Below are 16,495 nucleotides of genomic sequence, written 5' to 3'. Positions count from 1 at the left end.
CGAGGAGGTTGCGTCGCGCTCGGCGCGGACGCAACCTCCTCGGCCGACAAGGGCCGGGGTGGGTCAGGGGGCGGTCTCGTTGCGGATCATGAGGGCGCTGCGGAGGCCGGTGATGTCGAGCACGCGGAGCAGGAAGTCACCGACGTTGCTCAGCACCAGCAGGCTCTGGGCGTGACTGGCCTTGCGGCTGAGCACCACCAGGGTGCCCAGGCCCTGCGAGTCGCAGAAGGTCACCCCGCCCAGGTCGAGCACGATGCGGGGCGGCGGGTCGGCCAGCACCTCATTGACCACCGTCGACAGCTGGGCGGCCGTGAGCATGTCGATCTCACCGGCCAGGCGAAGCACGGCTTCGTCCCCGGTCCGGTGTACGGCGATGGACAGTTCGGCACGATCCACCCGGTCAGCCTATCGCGATCTCGACCACCGGGCCTGTCGAGCGGGGCGTGGTCGGCCACCGGCGCGTCCGGCTCGCGAGGGCGACGGCCACCACCACGGCCCCCCGGCGCCGGCTCGTCCTGCCGGTCGTGCCGACCCGGGTCCGCCGGGGCGTGAGCCGGGTAACCCCCGAAGCGGGGTGCCTGCTGATTCACCGTCCGGCGCTGACACAATGGCGGCATCGTGACCGATACCTTTTCCGCCGGATCCGGCCGTTACCCGGCCGACGCGCCGGCCTCCGAGGCCCTGTTCGACCGCGCCAAGGCCCTCGTGCCCGGCGGGGTGAACTCACCCGTGCGCGCGTTCCGTGCCGTCGGCGGCACCCCGCGCTTCATGGTCCGGGGGGAGGGTCCCTGGCTCTTCGACGCCGACGGTCGGCGGTACGTCGACCTGGTCTGTTCGTGGGGTCCGCTGATCCTCGGGCACGCCCACCCCGAGGTGGTCGAGGCGCTGCGCGCCGCCGCCGCGCTCGGCACCAGCTTCGGCACGCCCACCCCGGGCGAGGTCGACCTGGCCGAGGAGATCGTCGCGCGGACCCCGGTCGAGCAGGTCCGCCTGGTCAACTCCGGCACCGAGGCGACCATGTCGGCGATCCGGCTGGCCCGCGGCTTCACCGGCCGCGCCAAGATCGTCAAGTTCTCCGGCTGCTACCACGGCCACTCCGACGCGCTGCTCGCCGCCGCCGGCTCCGGCGTGGCGACCTTCGGCCTGCCGGACTCGCCCGGCGTCACCGGCGCCGCCGCCGGCGACACCATCGTGCTGCCGTACAACGACCTGCGCGCGGTGGAGGAGGTCTTCGCCGCCGAGGGCCCGCACATCGCCGCGATCATCACCGAGGCGGCCGCCGGCAACATGGGCGTGATCGCCCCCCGGGACGGCTTCAACGCCGCGCTGGCCCGGATCGCCCACGCGCACGGCGCGCTGCTCATCGTCGACGAGGTGATGACCGGCTTCCGGGTCTCCCGCGCCGGCTGGCACGGCCTCGACCCGTCCGACGCCGACCTGTGGACGTACGGGAAGGTCATGGGTGGCGGGCTGCCCGCGGCGGCGTTCGGCGGGCGCGCCGAGATCATGGCGCGACTCGCCCCGGCCGGCCCGGTCTACCAGGCCGGCACGCTCTCCGGTAACCCGCTGGCCTGCGCCGCCGGCCTGGCCACCCTGCGGCTGGCCGACGACGCGCTCTACCGCAGGCTGGACGAGACCGCCGCCACGGTGGGCAAGCTGGCCGCCGACGCGCTGGCCGCCGCGGGCGTGCCGCACCGCCTGTCGACCGCCGGCAACATGTTCTCCATCTTCTTCACCGACGCCGAGGTGGTCGACTACGACAGCGCCCGCACCCAGCAGGTGCCGGCGTTCAAGGCGTTCTTCCACGCGATGCTCGCCGCCGGCGTCTACCTGCCGCCGAGCGCGTTCGAGTCGTGGTTCGTGTCGGCGGCGATCGACGACGCCGCCCTGGACCAGATCGCCGCCGCCCTGCCCGGCGCGGCGACCGCTGCGGCGGTGGCGGGACACGGGGGTTGACGGTGCGCGCGAGGAGTGGGGCCGGGTCGCGGACGAGAGGGGCTCAGGCGTGAGTGAGACGGTGGTCCACGTGCTGCGGCACGGCGAGGTGCACAACCCGGACGGGATCCTCTACGGCCGGCTGCCCGGCTTCCGCCTCTCCGAGTTGGGCGTCCAGATGGCGAAGGCCGCCGCCCAGGCGCTCGCCGAGCGGACCGTGGTGCACGTGGTGGCCAGCCCGCTGGAACGCGCCCAGCAGACCGCCGAGCCGATCGCCGCCCAGTTCGGGCTCCCGGTCGGGGTGGACGAGCGGCTGATCGAGAGCGCCAACTGGTTCGAGGGCAAGAAGGTCTCCCCGGGCGACGGCTCGTTCCGCGACCCGCGTAACTGGTGGGTGCTCCGCGACCCGCTCACCCCGTCCTGGGGTGAGGCGTACCAGGCCATCGCGGAGCGGATGTTCGCGGCGCTGCACGCCGCCCGGATCGCCGCCGAGGGGCGGGAGGCGGTGCTGGTCTCGCACCAGCTGCCCATCTGGACCCTGCGCCGCTACGTCGAACGCAAGCGGCTCTGGCACGACCCGCGCCGGCGGCAGTGCGGGCTGGCCAGCCTCACCACCTTCCACTTCGACGGCGCCAAGATCGTCGGCATCGGCTACTCCGAGCCGGCCGCCCACCTGATCGCCATCTCGCCCGGCGCCCGGACGGCCAAGGGCGCCTGATGCGTACCCGGAGGCTCGTCGCCGCCCTGCTGGCCGCCGTCACCACCGGTACGGCGCTGGTCGGCTGCTCCTCCGGCAACCAGGAGAGCCGCTGCGCGGACCGGAGCGGCATCATCGAGTGCGCCCCGGACCAGCGGTCGGCGCCCCCCGCGCTCGCCGGTGAGCTGCTCACTGGCGGCCGGTACGACGTCTCGCAGGACCGGGGCAAGGTCGTGGTGGTCAACTTCTGGGGCTCCTGGTGCGCGCCCTGCCGGGCCGAGGCCGACGACCTGGAGGCCACCTACCAGGCCACCAAGGCGTCCGGGGTGACCTTCCTCGGCATCAACGTGCAGGACAGCAAGGACAAGGCGACCGCCTTCGAGGAGGGCCGGATCAGCTATCCGAGCCTCTTCGACCCGGCGAGCCGGCTGGCGTTGGCCCTGGACATCCCGCCGAACACCATCCCGGCCACCGTGGTGCTGGACCGGGAGGGCCGGATCGCCACCGTCGTCCGGGCCGCGGTCACCCAGGAAGGGCTGCGGCCGATCGTCGAGCGGATCGCGGCCGAGCAGCCCGTCGCCGGGTCCCGCTGATGGGCGAGACGTTCCGCCAGCTCGCCGAGTCCGGCCCGCTGCTGCTGGCCGTCGGCGCGGCGGCGCTCGCCGGGCTGGTCAGCTTCCTCTCCCCGTGCGTGCTGCCGCTGATGCCCGGCTACCTGTCGTACGTCACCGGCCTGGCCGGCGCCGATCTGGAGGGCCGGGAGCGGAACCGGCCCGGCGCGACGGATCCGGGGGCGGCGGGGTCCCCGCCCAACCCGGGCGGCGGCGTGGACGTGGCGGAACGGACCGCGGCGCCGGCCCGGACGACGGCCGCGGTGAAGGGGCGGGTGCTCGCCGGCACGCTGCTCTTCATCGGCGGCTTCACCGTCGTGTTCGTCGCCACCGCGATCCTCTTCTCCGGCGTGGGCCGGCTCTTCTTCGAGTACGAGCGCACGCTGGAGATCGTCATCGGCGCGCTGGTGGTGCTGCTCGGCCTCGGCTACCTCGGGGTGATTCCCGGGCTGCAACGCGAGTTCCGGATCCGGCGGCTGCCCGCCGCCGGGCTGCTCGGCGCCCCGGTGCTCGGCGCGGTCTTCGCGCTGAGCTGGCTGCCCTGCACCGGCCCGACGCTCGGCGCGGTGCTCGGCATGGCGGCCGTGGAGGGCAAGTCGGACCGGGCCGTGCTGCTGGCCGTGGCGTACTGCCTCGGGCTGGGGGTACCGTTCGTCGTCTTCGGGCTGGGCTTCCACCGCCTGCTCGGGGTGTTCCGCGCCGTCCGGCGCAACAGCCGCTGGGTCACCCGGATCGGCGGCGCGCTGCTGATCCTGATCGGCCTGGCGCTGGTCAGCGGCGGGTGGCAGGACTTTGTGATCTGGCTGCAGACGCACGTCGGCACGGGCGAGGTGAGCATCTGATGACGACCGTGGACGACCGGCCGGCGGCGCCACCGGCCGGCGCGCCCCGGCGGCGGGTCAACCCGGTGCTGGCCCTGCTGCGCAACTCGTGGCGGCAGCTCACCAGCATGCGTACCGCGCTGATCCTGCTCTTCCTGCTCGCGGTCGCCGCCATTCCCGGCTCGGTGCTGCCGCAGCGCGGGGTCAACCCGGAGAAGGTCAACCAGTACTTCGTCGACCACCCCGATCTGGCCCCCCGGCTGGACCAGCTCGGCTTCTTCGAGGTCTTCGGCTCGGTCTGGTTCTCCGCGATCTATCTGCTGCTCTTCACCTCGCTGGTCGGCTGCATCCTGCCCCGGACCCGCGACCACGCCCGCGCGCTGCGGATGCGGCCGCCGGCCGCGCCGAAGCGGCTGGACCGGCTGCCCCAGCACGCGGTGCTCGAGGCGCCGGCCGCCGCCGACCCCGAGGCGATCGCGGCGGTGCTGCGCCGCCGCCGCTGGCGGGTCACCGTGCGCGGTGCCGAGGTCTCCGCCGAGAAGGGCTACCTCAAGGAGACCGGCAACCTGCTCTTCCACGTCTCGCTGGTCGCCGTCCTGCTCGGGGTCGCGCTCGGCTCCTGGTACGGCTGGCACGGCAACCGGATCCTGGTGGCCGGCGCGGACAACGCCTTCTGCAACACCCGCCAGCAGTACGCGGAGGCCTCGCTCGGCCCGCGCGTGGACAGCGCCGACCTCCCGCCGTTCTGCCTCACCCTGGACACGTTCGAGGCCGACTACCTGGCCTCCGGGCAGGCGTCCCGCTACTGGGCCACGGTGACCGTGGACGAGACCGACGGGTCGACGCGGACCGCCGGCTTCTCGGTCAACTCGCCGCTGCGGCTCGGCCCGGCCAACGTCTACCTGCTCGGCAACGGCTACGCGCCGATCCTCAAGTACACCGACCGGTACGGCCGCAGCCAGACCAGCGTGGCGCCGTTCCTGCGCACCGGCGACCAGAACGCGACGGAGGAGGGGGTGGCCGCCTTCCCGGACGCGAACGTCGACCCGAAGACCGGCGCCCGCGCCCCGGACCAGCAGGTCGCCTTCGACGGGCTCTACCTGCCGACCGCGCCGGAGACCGCGCCGTTCGTCGCGTCGCAGTTCCCGGCGGAGCGGAACCCGGCGGTGGTGCTGGTCGCGTACCGGGGCAACCTCGGGCTGGACGCCGGCATCCCCGGCTCGGTCTACAAGCTCGACCAGCGGCAGATCGACAGCGGCAAGCTCACCCAGATCGGCGACCGGAAGCTCGGTCTCGGCGAGACGTGGACCCTGGACGACGGCAGCACGCTGGAGTTCGTCGGCACGAAGCCGTACATCACCATCTCGGTGCGGCACGCTCCCGGGCAGGCGCTGATGCTGGTCGCCTGCGGGACGCTGCTGCTCGGCCTGATGGGTTCGCTCTTCGCCCGGCGCCGGCGGGTCTGGTTCCGGGTTTCGCCCCCCGAGGGCGGATCTCCGACGAGCGGTAGTAGTTTGGTGGAGGCCGGTGGGCTGCCGCGCACCGACCATCCGGGGTTCGCCGACGAGTTCGCGCAGCTCGTCGCCGCGATCAGCGACGACGGGCGGGCCGACCGCCCGGCCCGAGAAGGAGCCGAGTGATGTCCGCACTCTCCGACCAGCTGGTCACGTTCGCGATCCTGGCGTACCTGGTCGCGATGATCAGCCACGCCGTCGAGTACGCGCTCGGCAACGTCCGCGCGGTGTCGGAGAAGGCCGCGGCACCGGCCCGGGAGCTGGTCGGCGCGGGCGTCGGCGGCTCCGGCGGGACCGTCGAGGCGCCGGCCGCCGGTCCGGCCGAGACCCGGCCCAGCCGTTCGGCGGCCCGGGCCCGGATCGCCGGCCGGATCGCCGCCTGGGTCACCGTGCTCGCCGCCGCCCTGCACCTGGGCGCGGTGGTCACCCGGGGCATCGCCGCCGAGCGGATGCCCTGGGGCAACATGTACGAGTTCGTGCTGACGGTCACCCTCATCGGGGTCGCCGCCTGGCTCGTGGTGCTCTGGAAGCAGCCGGCGCTGCGCCGACTCGGGCTCTTCCTGACCCTGGTCATGGTGCTGCTGCTGGCCTTCGCGGAGCTGAAGCTCTACGTGCAGGTGGTGCCGCTGATGCCGGCGCTGCGCTCCTACTGGTTCATCATCCACGTGTCGACGATCATCTTCGCCTCCGGCATCTTCCTGCTGGGCGTGGTGCCGGCCGCGGCGTACCTGATGCGGGCCGGCTGGGAGCAGGGGCGGCGCAGCTTCCCGTACACCCTGGCCCGCCGGCTGCCGGCGGCGGCCGGCCTGGAGCGGCTGACCTTCGCGCTGCACGCCTTCGCCTTCCCGATCTTCACCTTCGCGGTGATCGCCGGGGCGATCTGGGCCGAGGCGGCCTGGGGTCGCGCCTGGGGCTGGGACCCGAAGGAGACCTGGGCGTTCATTTCCTGGGTGGTGTACGCCGGCTACCTGCACGCCCGGGCCACCCCGAGCATCAAGCGGAACGTGGCCACCTGGATCGCCGTGGTGGGCTTCCTGACCGTGCTGATGAACCTGTTCGGGGTCAACTTCTTCTTCACCGGCCTGCACTCGTACGCCGGTGTCAACTGACCCGTCCGGGCGGCTCCCGGGGATGGTGGCGGGTCAGCGGGCCGGCCGCCGGCCGCTGAGCACGCCGTCGACCCGCAAGGTGATCTGGTAGGCCACCTCGGGCAGGTCGGCCAGGTCGAGCCGGTCGGCCCGCAGCGCGAACTGGGCGTGCAGCTCGCGGGCCACCGCGTCCCGGATCTCCGCCTGGAGTGGCGTCAGCCCGTCCGGGTCCCCCACCACGTACGCGTCGTCCATCCGCCCATCGTGGCGGGTTCCCGGCGTGGCTGTCAGTGACGCAGATCGTAGAACCACCCCGCTGAGAGCTGTGGGTCCGGGCACCGCGGCCGAACCGCTCGGACGGTCGCCGAACCGCCGAGGAAGATGGGTGGTCAGGCGCCGAACCAGCCGGGGACGTCGAGGCGGAAGACGTCGGCGGGGACCATCCGGCGCAGGTCGTCCTCGATGGCCGCGACCCGGTCGGCGCCGAGGGTGGCCGCCCAGCGGTCCCGGAGTTGGTCGAAGACGATCGCCGAGCGGTGCAGGCCGTCGTACCCCTTGGCCGTCATCCGGACCAGCTTGCGGCGGGCGTCGGCGGGGTCGTCGACGCGTTCCAGGTAGCCCAGCGCGACCAGCCGGTCGACCGTCTTGCCCGCCGCCTGCTTGGAGACGCCGAGGCGCTGGCCGAGGTCGGAGGCGGTGGTGCCGCCCGTGCCGACGGCCTGGAGCACGAAGCCGTGGGCCGGGCGCAGCTCGGTATGCCCCTGCCGGGCCAGTTCGGCGTGCAGGTCGTCGATGAGCGTCCGGAAGCCGGCCAGCAGCAGCAGGGGCAGCGCGAAGCCGGGGCGGTCAGGCGTTGCCATGTTCGACAACCTCGTTTACTATTTGGTCAACCACGTTGTCCATCTTACCTGAGGGGTACCCGTCATGTCCCGACCTGTCTTCACCGCACACACCACCGGCAGCGCCCCCGCCGCCGCCCGGCCGGTCATGACCGCCGTCGAGCGCAAGCAGGGGCACCTGCCCACCGCCGTCGGCCTGATGGCCGAGTCGCCCGAGCTGCTCAAGGGGTTCCTCGGCGCGGTCGCCGTCTTCGACGCCACCGACCTCGACCCGACCGCCCGCGAGGTGGTCGTGCTGACCGTCGCCACCCGCCACGAGTGCCACCTCTGCGTGGCCCTGCACAGCGCGGCGCTCACCCGGGACGGCGCGGCACCCGAGCTGATCGCGGCGCTGCGCGCCGGCACGGCGCTGCCCGACCCCCGCCTGGAGGCGCTGCGCAGGTTCACCGTCGCCGTGCTCGACCACCGGGGCGCCGTCCCCGACGACCAGCTCGACGCCTTCCTCGCCGCCGGCTGGCAGCCCCGGCACGCCCTGGACGTGGTGCTCGGCGTCGGCGCGTACACCATCTCCACCTTCGCCAACCGGCTCACCGGCGCCCCGGTCGACCCGCCGCTGGCCGCGTACGCCTGGACGCCCGGCCGCTGACCGGGCGCGCGCCACGGTCGGCCGGGCCGGCCGCCGGTCAGGCCTCGGCGGCGACCCGGTCGAGCCACTCGCCCAGCAGGGCGCCGAAGAGCGCCGGCTGCTCGATCTGCAGGTTGTGGCCGGCCACGTCGAGCACCGCGAACGACGCCCGCGGATAGTGCGGCAGCAAGTCGAACTGTTCGAGGTAGCCGGTGGCGTGGTCCTGCCGCCCGGTGAGGATCAGGGTCGGACGGGGGAACGGCGCGCCCCCCTCGGGATCCTCGCTGAGCGTCCAGCGTTGCCGGATGCGCGCCATCGACTCGGTGTCGGCGGCGTCGAGGCCGGCGAGCACCTCCTCGCGGAACCGGCGCAGCGTCTCCGGGGTCTGCACCACCGCCATGTCCGCGAACTCCTCGGCGGTCCGGGCGTCGACGGAGGCGAGCAGCTCCGGGTCGGGGCGGAGCACCTGCCGCTCCGGCACCCGCCGGTCCGCCGGCTCCAACGCGGTGCCGGCGGGGCAGACCAGCGCCAACCCGAGGACCTGCTCGGGCCGGGACCGGACCAGGGCGCGGGCCAGATAGCCGCCGTACGACTGGCCGACGAGCAGGAACGGCTGGTCGCCGAGGCTGTCGTCGACGAAGTCCAGCACCGCGTCGAGCAGGTCGTCGGAGCTGGCGATCGACGGCGGGGCCGGGGTGGCCCCCATGGCCGGCAGATCGGGGTAGAGCCGCCGGTAGCCGGGACGGGTGGCGAAGACCGGCTCCAGGCAGCCGAGCATCAGGCGGTGGTCCGGCGTCCAGCCGTGCAGCGCGAGCACGGGCGTGCCGGCGCCCCGCTCGACGACGTTCAAGGCTACGGAGGTGCGGCGCGGCATCAGGATTCCTTCTCGTCTGCGGCGATGGCTCCCGCATGGTGCCGACGCCCCCCGACAGATCCGGTCCGCTCGCCGCCCGGTGTGACGCGGGGCACACGACGCCGGGCCGGCGACCCGGCTGGGGCGGTGCCGGGGGCGGTGCGGGAGACTTGCAGGCATGGCGGCTCGTGGCTTCCCGTACCCCGATCTCAAGGACTTCCTCGCGGCCCTGGAACGCGCGGGCGAACTGCGGCGGGTGAGTGTCCCGGTGGACCCGACGCTGGAGATCAGCGAGGTGGTCACCCGGACCGTCCGCGCCGGCGGCCCGGCGCTGCTCTTCGAGCGGCCCACCCGGGGTGAGATGCCGGTGGCGATCAACCTGTTCGGCACCGAGAAGCGGATGGCCATGGCGCTCGGCGTCGAGACGCTCGACGAGATCGGCGAGCGGATCGGCGGGATGATCAAGCCGGAGCTGCCGGTCGGCTGGTCCGGCATCCGCGAGGGCCTCGGCAAGGTCATGCAGCTCACCTCGCTGCCGCCGCGCAAGGTGAAGACCGCGCCCTGCCAGCAGGTGGTCTACCGTGGCGACGACGTCGACCTGAACCGGCTGCCCGGCCTCCAGGTCTGGCCCGGCGACGGCGGGATCTTCCACAACTTCGGGCTGACCCACACCAAGCACCCGGAGACCGGCAAGCGCAACCTCGGCCTCTACCGGCTCCAGCAGCACAGCCGGAACACGCTGGGCATGCACTGGCAGATCCACAAGGACTCCACCGCCCACCACGCGGTCGCCGAGCGACTCGGCCAGCGGCTGCCGGTCGCCATCGCCATCGGCTGCGACCCGGTCGTCTCGTACGCGGCCACCGCGCCGCTCCCCGGCGACATCGACGAGTACCTGTTCGCCGGGTTCCTGCGCGGCGAGCGGGTGGAGATGGTCGACTGCCTGACCGTGCCGTTGCAGGTCCCCGCGCACGCCCAGATCGTGCTGGAGGGCTACCTGGAGCCCGGCGAGCGGCTGCCCGAGGGGCCGTTCGGCGACCACACCGGCTTCTACACCCCGGTCGAGCCGTTCCCGGTGCTGCACGTCGAGACGATGACCATGCAGCGCGACCCGGTCTACCACTCGATCATCACGTCGAAGCCGCCGCAGGAGGACCACGGCCTCGGCAAGGCCACCGAGCGGATCTTCCTGCCGCTGCTGAAGATGATGATCCCGGACATCGTCGACTACGACCTGCCGGCCGCCGGGGTCTTCCACAACTGCGCCATCGTCTCCATCCGCAAGCGCTACCCGAAGCACGCCCAGAAGGTGATGAACGCGATCTGGGGCGCGCACCTGATGTCGCTGACCAAGCTGATCGTGATCGTCGACGAGGACTGCGACGTGCACGACTACAACGAGGTCGCCTTCCGCGCCTTCGGCAACGTCGACTACGCCCGCGACCTGCTGATCACCGAAGGCCCGGTCGACCACCTGGACCACTCGTCGTACCAGCAGTTCTGGGGCGGCAAAGCGGGCATCGACGCGACCCGCAAGCTGCCGACCGAGGGCTACACCCGGGGCTGGCCGGAAGAGATGACCATGGCGCCCGAGGTGGCGTCCCTGGTCGACAAGCGCTGGAAGGAGTACGGGATCTGATGACCACCGTGCTGGAGCCCGTCGAACGCCCGAACCGGGTCAGGTCCTTCCTCAAGCTGGTCACGATCGAGCACTCGGTCTTCGCGCTGCCGTTCGCGTACCTGTCGGCGCTGACCGCCATGCAGCTCAACGGCGGGCGGGTCCGCTGGCTCGACCTGCTGCTGATCACCGTGGCGATGGTCGGGGCGCGGACGTTCGCGATGGCCGCCAACCGGATCCTCGACCGGCGGATCGACGCGCGGAACCCGCGTACCGCCAACCGGGAGCTGGTCACCGGCGCGGTGAGCGTGCGGACGGCGTGGACCGGCGCGGTGCTGGCGCTGGTGGTGTTCCTCGTCGCCGCCGCCCTGCTCAACCCGCTCTGCCTGGCGCTCGCCCCGCTCGCCGTGGTGCCGCTGGTCGTCTACCCGTACGGCAAGCGGTTCACCAACTGGCCGCACGCCATCCTGGCGATCGCCCAGGCGGTCGGCCCGGTCGGCGCCTGGCTGGCGGTGACCGGCACGCTCGCCGGCTCCGGACCGGCCTGGCTGCTCGGCGCGGCCGTGGGCCTCTGGATCGGCGGCTTCGACCTGATCTACGCCTGCCAGGACTCCGAGATCGACCAGGAGATCGGGGTGCACAGCGTCCCGGCCCGCTACGGCCGCCGGTTCGCGCTGCACGCCTCGACCGTCGCGCACGTGGTGACGTTCGCGCTGTTCATCGGGTTCGGCGCGCTGGTCGGCTTCGGCTGGCTCTGGTGGATCGGGCTGGCGCTCACCGCCGTCGCCTTCGGCTACCAGCACCTGGTGGTCAGCCCCACCGACCTCAGCAAGGTCAACCGGGCGTTCTTCACCGCCAACGGCTTCGTCGGCATCGCGCTCTTCGTCTTCGCCCTGCTCGACCTGGTGATCCGCCTCGGCCTGCGCGGCTGAGCCGGAAATCAGCCGGCCCGCGCCGCTGAGCCGGGAACCGGCCGGCCGGAGCGGCTGAGCCGGGAATCGGCCGGCCGGCGGGCGCCACGGCCGCGGCCGGGCCCGGGTCAGGGCGTGGCGGTGGCCGGGTAGCGGGCGCTCTCCAGGGTCCAGTCGACGGTGCCCCGCACCGCGTTGGCCAGCCCGTCGAGGTGGGCGGTGACCGACTCGTCCAGCGCCGGCCCGAACGACGGCACGGCGGCGCGCAGCGCGACGAACCGGGCCATCTCCGCCCGCCACCGCGCCGCCACCAGCTCCACCGCGGTGTCCACCGGCACACCCCGCTCGGCGGCCACCGCCAGCACCAGGTTGTGGCCCCCGGCCGTGGCCCGGTCACGGTCCAGCGAGGCGATGTCGTTGAACCAGGACAGCAGGTCGTTGGCGAGGCCGGCGAGCCGGCGCAGCGCGGGATGGAAGTAGACCGGGTCGGGCAGCGGACGCCGGGTGGCGAACTCGATCAGCGGGAACGAGACGTACGCCGCCGAGGTGGTCCGGCGCAGCTCCACGTACTCGGCCACCCCCGGAGGGCGGCCGGCGGCGCGGGCGACCGCCTCCCGCCACACGCCGTCCAGGTGATCGGCGACCGCGTCGGCGAAGCGCAGCCGCCAGCGGGCCGGCATCCGCTGCCGGGGCTCCCGCCAGGCCTGCACCAGCAACCGGCGCAGCGGACCGGAAAAGCCGGGATGGCGGGTCCGCGGCCCCTCCCGGAGCAGGGCCAGCGTGCCGTCCCGCAACGCCCGGATGCCCGCCGGATCCGGCCGGCCCGGGCCGTCGAAGGCGTCGTCGACCAGGAAGAACCAGGTGAACAGGGCGGTCAGCACGCGCAGGTCGGGCTCGTCGGCGTCCGGGTAGAGCCGGCCGGCGTACCGGGCGAAGCCGGCCCGGGACAGCCGCCGCCGGGCCGCCGCGTCCAGCGGCAGCCCGAGCCGGTCGAGCTGATCGAGCAGCCAGTCCTGCACCGGATCGGCGTACGGGGAGAGCCGGGGCGCGATCGGGCAGTCCGCCCGCAGCGACCGGAGCACCGCCTCCGCCATCACCGATCCCTTCCGTACGCAGTGGGTCGACGGAAGCATGGCAGGTCGCCGGGGCGCCCGCCGCCCCGCCGGACAATCGACACGGGTCGCACGGCGCGCCGGACGGTCCCGCCGTTCCGGGGGTGGCCGCCCGGCCCGCAGCGGGACCAGGCAGGCTGGACGGCATGCGCGAACCATGGGTGGTGGGCGTCTCCGGGGCCTCCGGCACGCCGTACGCGGCCGCCGTCATCCGGGGCCTGCTCGACGCCGGCGCAGCGGTGGATCTCGTCGTCTCCCGGGCGGCCCGGCTGACCATCCTCGACGAGACCGGCCGCCCGTTCCGGGACGGGCGCTGGGTCGAGGACCTGGCAGCCTGGCTGGGCCGCGACCTCACCGGCGCCGACCTGCGGCACTGGCCGGCCGGCGACCTGGCCGCCGGCCCCAGCAGCGGCTCCTACCGGGCACGCGGGATGGCCGTCGTCCCGGCCAGCACGGCCGCCTGCGCCGGCATCGCGATCGGGCTCTCCAAGGACCTGTTGCAGCGCGCCGCCGAGGTGAACCTCAAGGAGCGGCGGCCGGTGGTGATCGTGCCCCGGGAAACCCCGGTCACCCGCAGCCACCTGGAGCACCTCATCGCCCTGCACGACGCCGGCGCCGTCGTGCTGCCGGCCAGCCCGGGCTTCTACGGCGCCGGAGCGGCGGCCTCCGCCCAGCAGTTGGTCGACTTCGTCGCCGGCAAGGTGCTCGATGCGCTCGGCGTACCGCACACCCTGTTCCGGCGCTGGTCGGGTGAGCTGGCGGCGGGCCGGCGGGATGCCGAGCAGAGCTGACGGCCGGGCCGTCCCGATGGTGACCGACCGGGGCGCGGGGCCGCCCTCCGGTCGGCCCCGCGCCCCGGTCGCCGTCGCGTCAGTACATGCCGGCGTTCGCCGGACCGGACCCGGTCGAAGCGGTCGGGCCCATGTTGCGCGACTTGCCCATGTCCTCCGCCTCGTCCAGCATGCCCTCCCCCTCAAGCAGGGCTCGCACCTCGGATTCCCGAAACCGGCGATGCCCGCCTGGAGTCCGGATGCTGCCTATCCGGCCGGCCGCTGCCCATCTGGTCACGGTCTTCGGGTCAACCCGAAACAGCGCGGCGACCTCACCCGGTGTCAGCAGGCGATCTCCAGTGTCCACAGCCCCCTCCTCGCGTCGACGAAGCCCCCGGCTGAACACACTGCCCCCGGCCGGTGCGAGCCCAGAGCCGTCATGAGGGACGTATGGCAATTACAGCACCAGCGACCTGGCGTGTCCGCCAAACGCGAAAAACGCACGGACTGAGAAGTTAGTAAATGGTACCGGCGTAGAACCCCCATGACGGACCGTTTGTGAATGGCAACGTGACGTCATGTTCAACCGGTACCGACCGTCTCACGTTACGGCCGAACGGATAAGGTCACTCTCCGTGGATGCGATCGACCTGAGTCTCGTGGAGCTGCTGCGCGGCAACGCCCGCCTGTCGTACGCCGAGCTGGCCCGCCAGGTGGGGCTCTCCGCCCCGGCCGTGCACGAGCGGGTCGGCAAGCTGGAGTCCAGCGGCGTGATCCGGGCCTACCGGGCCGAGGTCGAGCCGGAGGCGATCGGGCTGGCGGTGACCGCGCTGATCGGCATCGTGGAGGACTCGACCGCCGACACCGACGACGTGCTGGAGGCGTTCCGGCAGATGCCGGAGATCGAGTCCTGCTACTTCATGGCCGGGGTGGAGTCCTTCCTGCTGAAGGCCCGGGTGGGCACCATCGCCGAGCTGGAGCAGCTGATCGTCCGGCTGAACCGGACCGCCGGGGTCGCCTCGACCCGCACCGGCATCGCGCTGTCGACGAAGTGGGAGAACCGCCCCCAGCCGCTCGAGCCGGCCACCTCCTGACCGCGCCCGCCCGGCGGCAGCTCTGGTCCCGGCCGGCCCGGGGCGTTACCGTGCGCCGATGACGACACGAGGGCGGGGCGCGGCCGTGGTGACCGGGGCGGCCGGCGGCCTGGGCCGGGCCATCGCCGCCGCCCTGCACGCCGACGGCTGGCCGGTGCTGCTCACCGACGTGGACGCCGCCGGGGCGGCCGCCGCCGCCGCGCCGCTCGGCGGCTGGTCCCGCGCCCTCGACGTACGCGACGAGGCGGCCTGCGCCGACGTGGCGGCCGAGGCGGCCGGCCGGACGCCCGGCGGACTCGGGCTCTGGGTGAACAACGCCGGCATCCTGGCCACCGGCCCGTCCTGGACGCACGACGCGGCGACCCGGCGCCGGCTGGTCGAGGTGAACGCGCTCGGCGCGATGACCGGCACCCTCGCGGCCCTCGCCGTGCTGCGCGAGCAGGGCCACGGGCACGTGCTCAACGTCGTGTCGCTGGCCGGGCTGATCGCCGCCCCCGGCGAGACCGTCTACGCGGCCAGCAAGCACGCCCTGCTCGCGTTCAGCCTCGGCACCCTCAACGACCTGCGGATGGCCGGCCTCCGGGACGTACACGTGTCGTGCCTGTGCCCGGACGGGATCTGGACGCCGATGCTGCACGACAAGCTCGACGACCCGGGGGCGCTGGCCTCCTTCACCGGGACGCTGCTCACGCCCGAGCGGGTCGCCGCGCGGGCCGTGCGGCTGGCCCGCCGGCCGCGCCCGGTGGTGAGCCTGCCGCGCTGGCGCGGCGCCCAGGTCCGCCTCCTCGACACGTTCCCCCGGCTCGCCCTGGCGCTGACCCCGGTGGTCCGGGCGGCCGGCCGGGCGGGCCAGCGCAGGCAGGCCCGCCGGGTCCGCCCGGAGGCGAGCTGACCTCGCTTGTTAGGTTGCCGACGTGACTCATCTCGACCGGTGCGACGAGGCCAGCCGGACCTGGGTGACCGAGGCGATCGCGGCCGTGGAGGCCGACGCGAACCGCTCGGCCGACACCCACCTGCTGCCCTTCCCGCTGCCCCGGGAGTGGGGCATCGACCTCTATCTCAAGGACGAGTCGGTGCACCCGACCGGCTCGCTCAAGCACCGGCTGGCCCGCTCGCTCTTCCTCTACGGGCTCTGCAACGGCTGGATCGGCCCGGAGACCACCGTCGTCGAGGCCTCCTCGGGCTCGACCGCGGTCTCCGAGGCGTACTTCGCCCGGATGCTCGGGCTGCCGTTCATCGCGGTGATGCCGGCCTCCACCTCGCCGGAGAAGATCGCCCAGATCGAGTTCCAGGGCGGACGCTGCCACCTCGTCGAGGACCCGGCCAAGGTGGTGATCGAGGCGCGCTGGCTCGCCGAGGACACCGGCGGGCACTACATGGACCAGTTCACCTACGCCGAGCGGGCCACCGACTGGCGGGGAAACAACAACATCGCCGAGTCGATCTACGCGCAGCTCGCGCTGGAACGGCACCCCGTGCCGGCGTGGATCGTGGTGGGCGCCGGCACCGGCGGCACCAGCGCCACCATCGGCCGCTACACCCGCTACCGCCGGCTGCCCACGAAGCTCTGCGTGGTCGACCCGGAGAACTCCGCCTTCTACCCGGCCTGGCAGGCCGCCGACTGGTCGGTACGCACCGAGCGGGGCTCCCGGATCGAGGGCATCGGCCGGCCCTGCGTCGAGGCGTCCTTCCTGCCCTCCGTGGTCGACCGAATGGTCCAGGTCCCGGACGCCGCGTCGCTGGCCGCCATGCGCGCCGGTTCCGCCGTGCTGGGCCGCCGGGTCGGCGGCTCCACCGGCACCAACCTGTGGGGGGCGTTCGGGCTGATCGCCGGGATGCTCGCCGCCGGCCGGACCGGCTCGGTGGTCACCCTGATCTGCGACCCCGGGGACCGCTACGCGCACACCTACTACGACGACGAGTGGGTCTCCCGGCAGGGCCTCGACCTCGCCCCGCACCTCGCCACCATCGACCGGTTCCTGACCACCGGCGCCTGGCCGGCCTGAG

The 16,495-nt window shown here is 73.5% G+C and carries 19 protein-coding genes; 13 read left to right on the top strand and 6 right to left on the bottom strand.

Annotated features, from left to right (window positions below; translation table 11 throughout):
* Window positions 1-63: 63 nt before the first annotated feature.
* Window positions 64-396, bottom strand: coding sequence for an STAS domain-containing protein (locus ACIBPB_RS04320; protein ID WP_046563819.1), 333 nt, complete (start codon window positions 394-396; stop codon window positions 64-66).
* Window positions 397-618: 222 nt separating this feature from the next.
* Between ACIBPB_RS04320 and hemL the strand changes: the two genes are divergently transcribed.
* From hemL to ccsB, 6 genes are read left to right on the top strand one after another with little or no spacing between them, the layout of a single operon-like run.
* Window positions 619-1,956 carry a glutamate-1-semialdehyde 2,1-aminomutase gene (gene hemL / locus ACIBPB_RS04315; protein WP_396838114.1) on the top strand — a complete coding sequence of 446 codons (1,338 nt, stop codon included), beginning with the start codon at window positions 619-621 and terminating at the stop codon, window positions 1,954-1,956.
* Window positions 1,957-2,005: 49 nt separating this feature from the next.
* The gene (locus ACIBPB_RS04310) at window positions 2,006-2,653 is read left to right on the top strand and encodes a histidine phosphatase family protein (RefSeq protein WP_396838113.1); all 648 of its coding nucleotides are present in this window, start codon (window positions 2,006-2,008) and stop codon (window positions 2,651-2,653) included.
* Window positions 2,653-3,225, top strand: a complete 573-nt coding sequence (locus tag ACIBPB_RS04305) for a TlpA family protein disulfide reductase (protein WP_396838112.1) — start codon at window positions 2,653-2,655, stop codon at window positions 3,223-3,225. The genes ACIBPB_RS04310 and ACIBPB_RS04305 overlap by 1 nt, the downstream gene beginning before the upstream one ends.
* Complete coding sequence (locus ACIBPB_RS04300; RefSeq protein WP_396838111.1) at window positions 3,225-4,085, top strand: cytochrome c biogenesis CcdA family protein; 861 nt, start codon at window positions 3,225-3,227, stop codon at window positions 4,083-4,085. Before ACIBPB_RS04305 ends, ACIBPB_RS04300 begins: the two co-directional genes overlap by 1 nt.
* Window positions 4,085-5,704 carry a cytochrome c biogenesis protein ResB gene (locus ACIBPB_RS04295; RefSeq protein ID WP_396838110.1) on the top strand — a complete coding sequence of 540 codons (1,620 nt, stop codon included), beginning with the start codon at window positions 4,085-4,087 and terminating at the stop codon, window positions 5,702-5,704. Before ACIBPB_RS04300 ends, ACIBPB_RS04295 begins: the two co-directional genes overlap by 1 nt.
* Window positions 5,704-6,687 (top strand): c-type cytochrome biogenesis protein CcsB, encoded by a 984-nt coding sequence (gene ccsB, locus ACIBPB_RS04290; protein ID WP_396838109.1) that lies wholly within the window; start codon window positions 5,704-5,706, stop codon window positions 6,685-6,687. The genes ACIBPB_RS04295 and ccsB overlap by 1 nt, the downstream gene beginning before the upstream one ends.
* Before the next feature lie 33 nt (window positions 6,688-6,720).
* Here the strand turns inward: ccsB and ACIBPB_RS04285 are convergent, their stop codons facing one another.
* Window positions 6,721-6,921, bottom strand: coding sequence for a hypothetical protein (locus ACIBPB_RS04285; RefSeq protein ID WP_357308919.1), 201 nt, complete (start codon window positions 6,919-6,921; stop codon window positions 6,721-6,723).
* 134 nt (window positions 6,922-7,055) lie between these two features.
* Window positions 7,056-7,526: a MarR family winged helix-turn-helix transcriptional regulator gene (locus tag ACIBPB_RS04280; RefSeq protein ID WP_396838108.1), complete on the bottom strand. Its 471-nt coding sequence runs from the start codon at window positions 7,524-7,526 to the stop codon at window positions 7,056-7,058.
* A gap of 64 nt (window positions 7,527-7,590) precedes the next feature.
* On the opposite strand from ACIBPB_RS04280, the gene ACIBPB_RS04275 reads away from it, so the two are divergent.
* Window positions 7,591-8,151 carry a carboxymuconolactone decarboxylase family protein gene (locus ACIBPB_RS04275; protein WP_396838107.1) on the top strand — a complete coding sequence of 187 codons (561 nt, stop codon included), beginning with the start codon at window positions 7,591-7,593 and terminating at the stop codon, window positions 8,149-8,151.
* A gap of 37 nt (window positions 8,152-8,188) precedes the next feature.
* On the opposite strand, the gene ACIBPB_RS04270 is transcribed toward ACIBPB_RS04275, so the two are convergent.
* Window positions 8,189-9,004, bottom strand: a complete 816-nt coding sequence (locus ACIBPB_RS04270; protein ID WP_396838106.1) for an alpha/beta fold hydrolase — start codon at window positions 9,002-9,004, stop codon at window positions 8,189-8,191.
* A 157-nt stretch (window positions 9,005-9,161) separates the two neighbouring features.
* Here ACIBPB_RS04270 and ACIBPB_RS04265 point away from each other — a divergent pair, with 157 nt between their 5' ends.
* Together ACIBPB_RS04265 and mqnP are read left to right on the top strand one after the other, a co-directional pair.
* The gene (locus ACIBPB_RS04265) at window positions 9,162-10,622 is read left to right on the top strand and encodes a menaquinone biosynthesis decarboxylase (RefSeq protein ID WP_396838105.1); all 1,461 of its coding nucleotides are present in this window, start codon (window positions 9,162-9,164) and stop codon (window positions 10,620-10,622) included.
* On the top strand, window positions 10,622-11,533 hold the full coding sequence (mqnP, locus tag ACIBPB_RS04260; protein WP_396838104.1) for a menaquinone biosynthesis prenyltransferase MqnP: 912 nt from the start codon (window positions 10,622-10,624) through the stop codon (window positions 11,531-11,533). The genes ACIBPB_RS04265 and mqnP overlap by 1 nt, the downstream gene beginning before the upstream one ends.
* A 107-nt stretch (window positions 11,534-11,640) precedes the next feature.
* On the opposite strand, the gene ACIBPB_RS04255 is transcribed toward mqnP, so the two are convergent.
* Window positions 11,641-12,606 (bottom strand): terpene synthase, encoded by a 966-nt coding sequence (locus tag ACIBPB_RS04255; protein WP_396838103.1) that lies wholly within the window; start codon window positions 12,604-12,606, stop codon window positions 11,641-11,643.
* 164 nt (window positions 12,607-12,770) lie between these two features.
* On the opposite strand from ACIBPB_RS04255, the gene ACIBPB_RS04250 reads away from it, so the two are divergent.
* Complete coding sequence (locus ACIBPB_RS04250; protein WP_396838102.1) at window positions 12,771-13,415, top strand: UbiX family flavin prenyltransferase; 645 nt, start codon at window positions 12,771-12,773, stop codon at window positions 13,413-13,415.
* 79 nt (window positions 13,416-13,494) lie between these two features.
* On the opposite strand, the gene ACIBPB_RS04245 is transcribed toward ACIBPB_RS04250, so the two are convergent.
* A complete protein-coding gene (locus ACIBPB_RS04245; RefSeq protein ID WP_357308940.1) occupies window positions 13,495-13,761 on the bottom strand; it encodes a BldC family transcriptional regulator in 267 nt (88 codons plus the stop codon).
* A gap of 268 nt (window positions 13,762-14,029) precedes the next feature.
* Between ACIBPB_RS04245 and ACIBPB_RS04240 the strand changes: the two genes are divergently transcribed.
* Genes ACIBPB_RS04240 through ACIBPB_RS04230 form a run of 3 tightly spaced genes read left to right on the top strand, consistent with a single transcriptional unit; the run spans window position 14,030 to window position 16,494 of the window.
* The gene (locus ACIBPB_RS04240; RefSeq protein ID WP_357308943.1) at window positions 14,030-14,488 is read left to right on the top strand and encodes an Lrp/AsnC family transcriptional regulator; all 459 of its coding nucleotides are present in this window, start codon (window positions 14,030-14,032) and stop codon (window positions 14,486-14,488) included.
* A gap of 58 nt (window positions 14,489-14,546) precedes the next feature.
* Window positions 14,547-15,380, top strand: a complete 834-nt coding sequence (locus tag ACIBPB_RS04235; RefSeq protein ID WP_396838101.1) for an SDR family NAD(P)-dependent oxidoreductase — start codon at window positions 14,547-14,549, stop codon at window positions 15,378-15,380.
* A gap of 22 nt (window positions 15,381-15,402) precedes the next feature.
* Window positions 15,403-16,494, top strand: coding sequence for a PLP-dependent cysteine synthase family protein (locus tag ACIBPB_RS04230; protein WP_396838100.1), 1,092 nt, complete (start codon window positions 15,403-15,405; stop codon window positions 16,492-16,494).
* Window position 16,495 lies beyond the last annotated feature (1 nt).

Source organism: Micromonospora sp. NPDC049836 (assembly GCF_044465125.1).
Classification (GTDB): Bacteria; Actinomycetota; Actinomycetes; order Mycobacteriales; family Micromonosporaceae; genus Micromonospora.
Note: the sequence above shows the minus strand (reverse complement) of the source record. Positions and strands in the feature narration are given on the sequence as shown.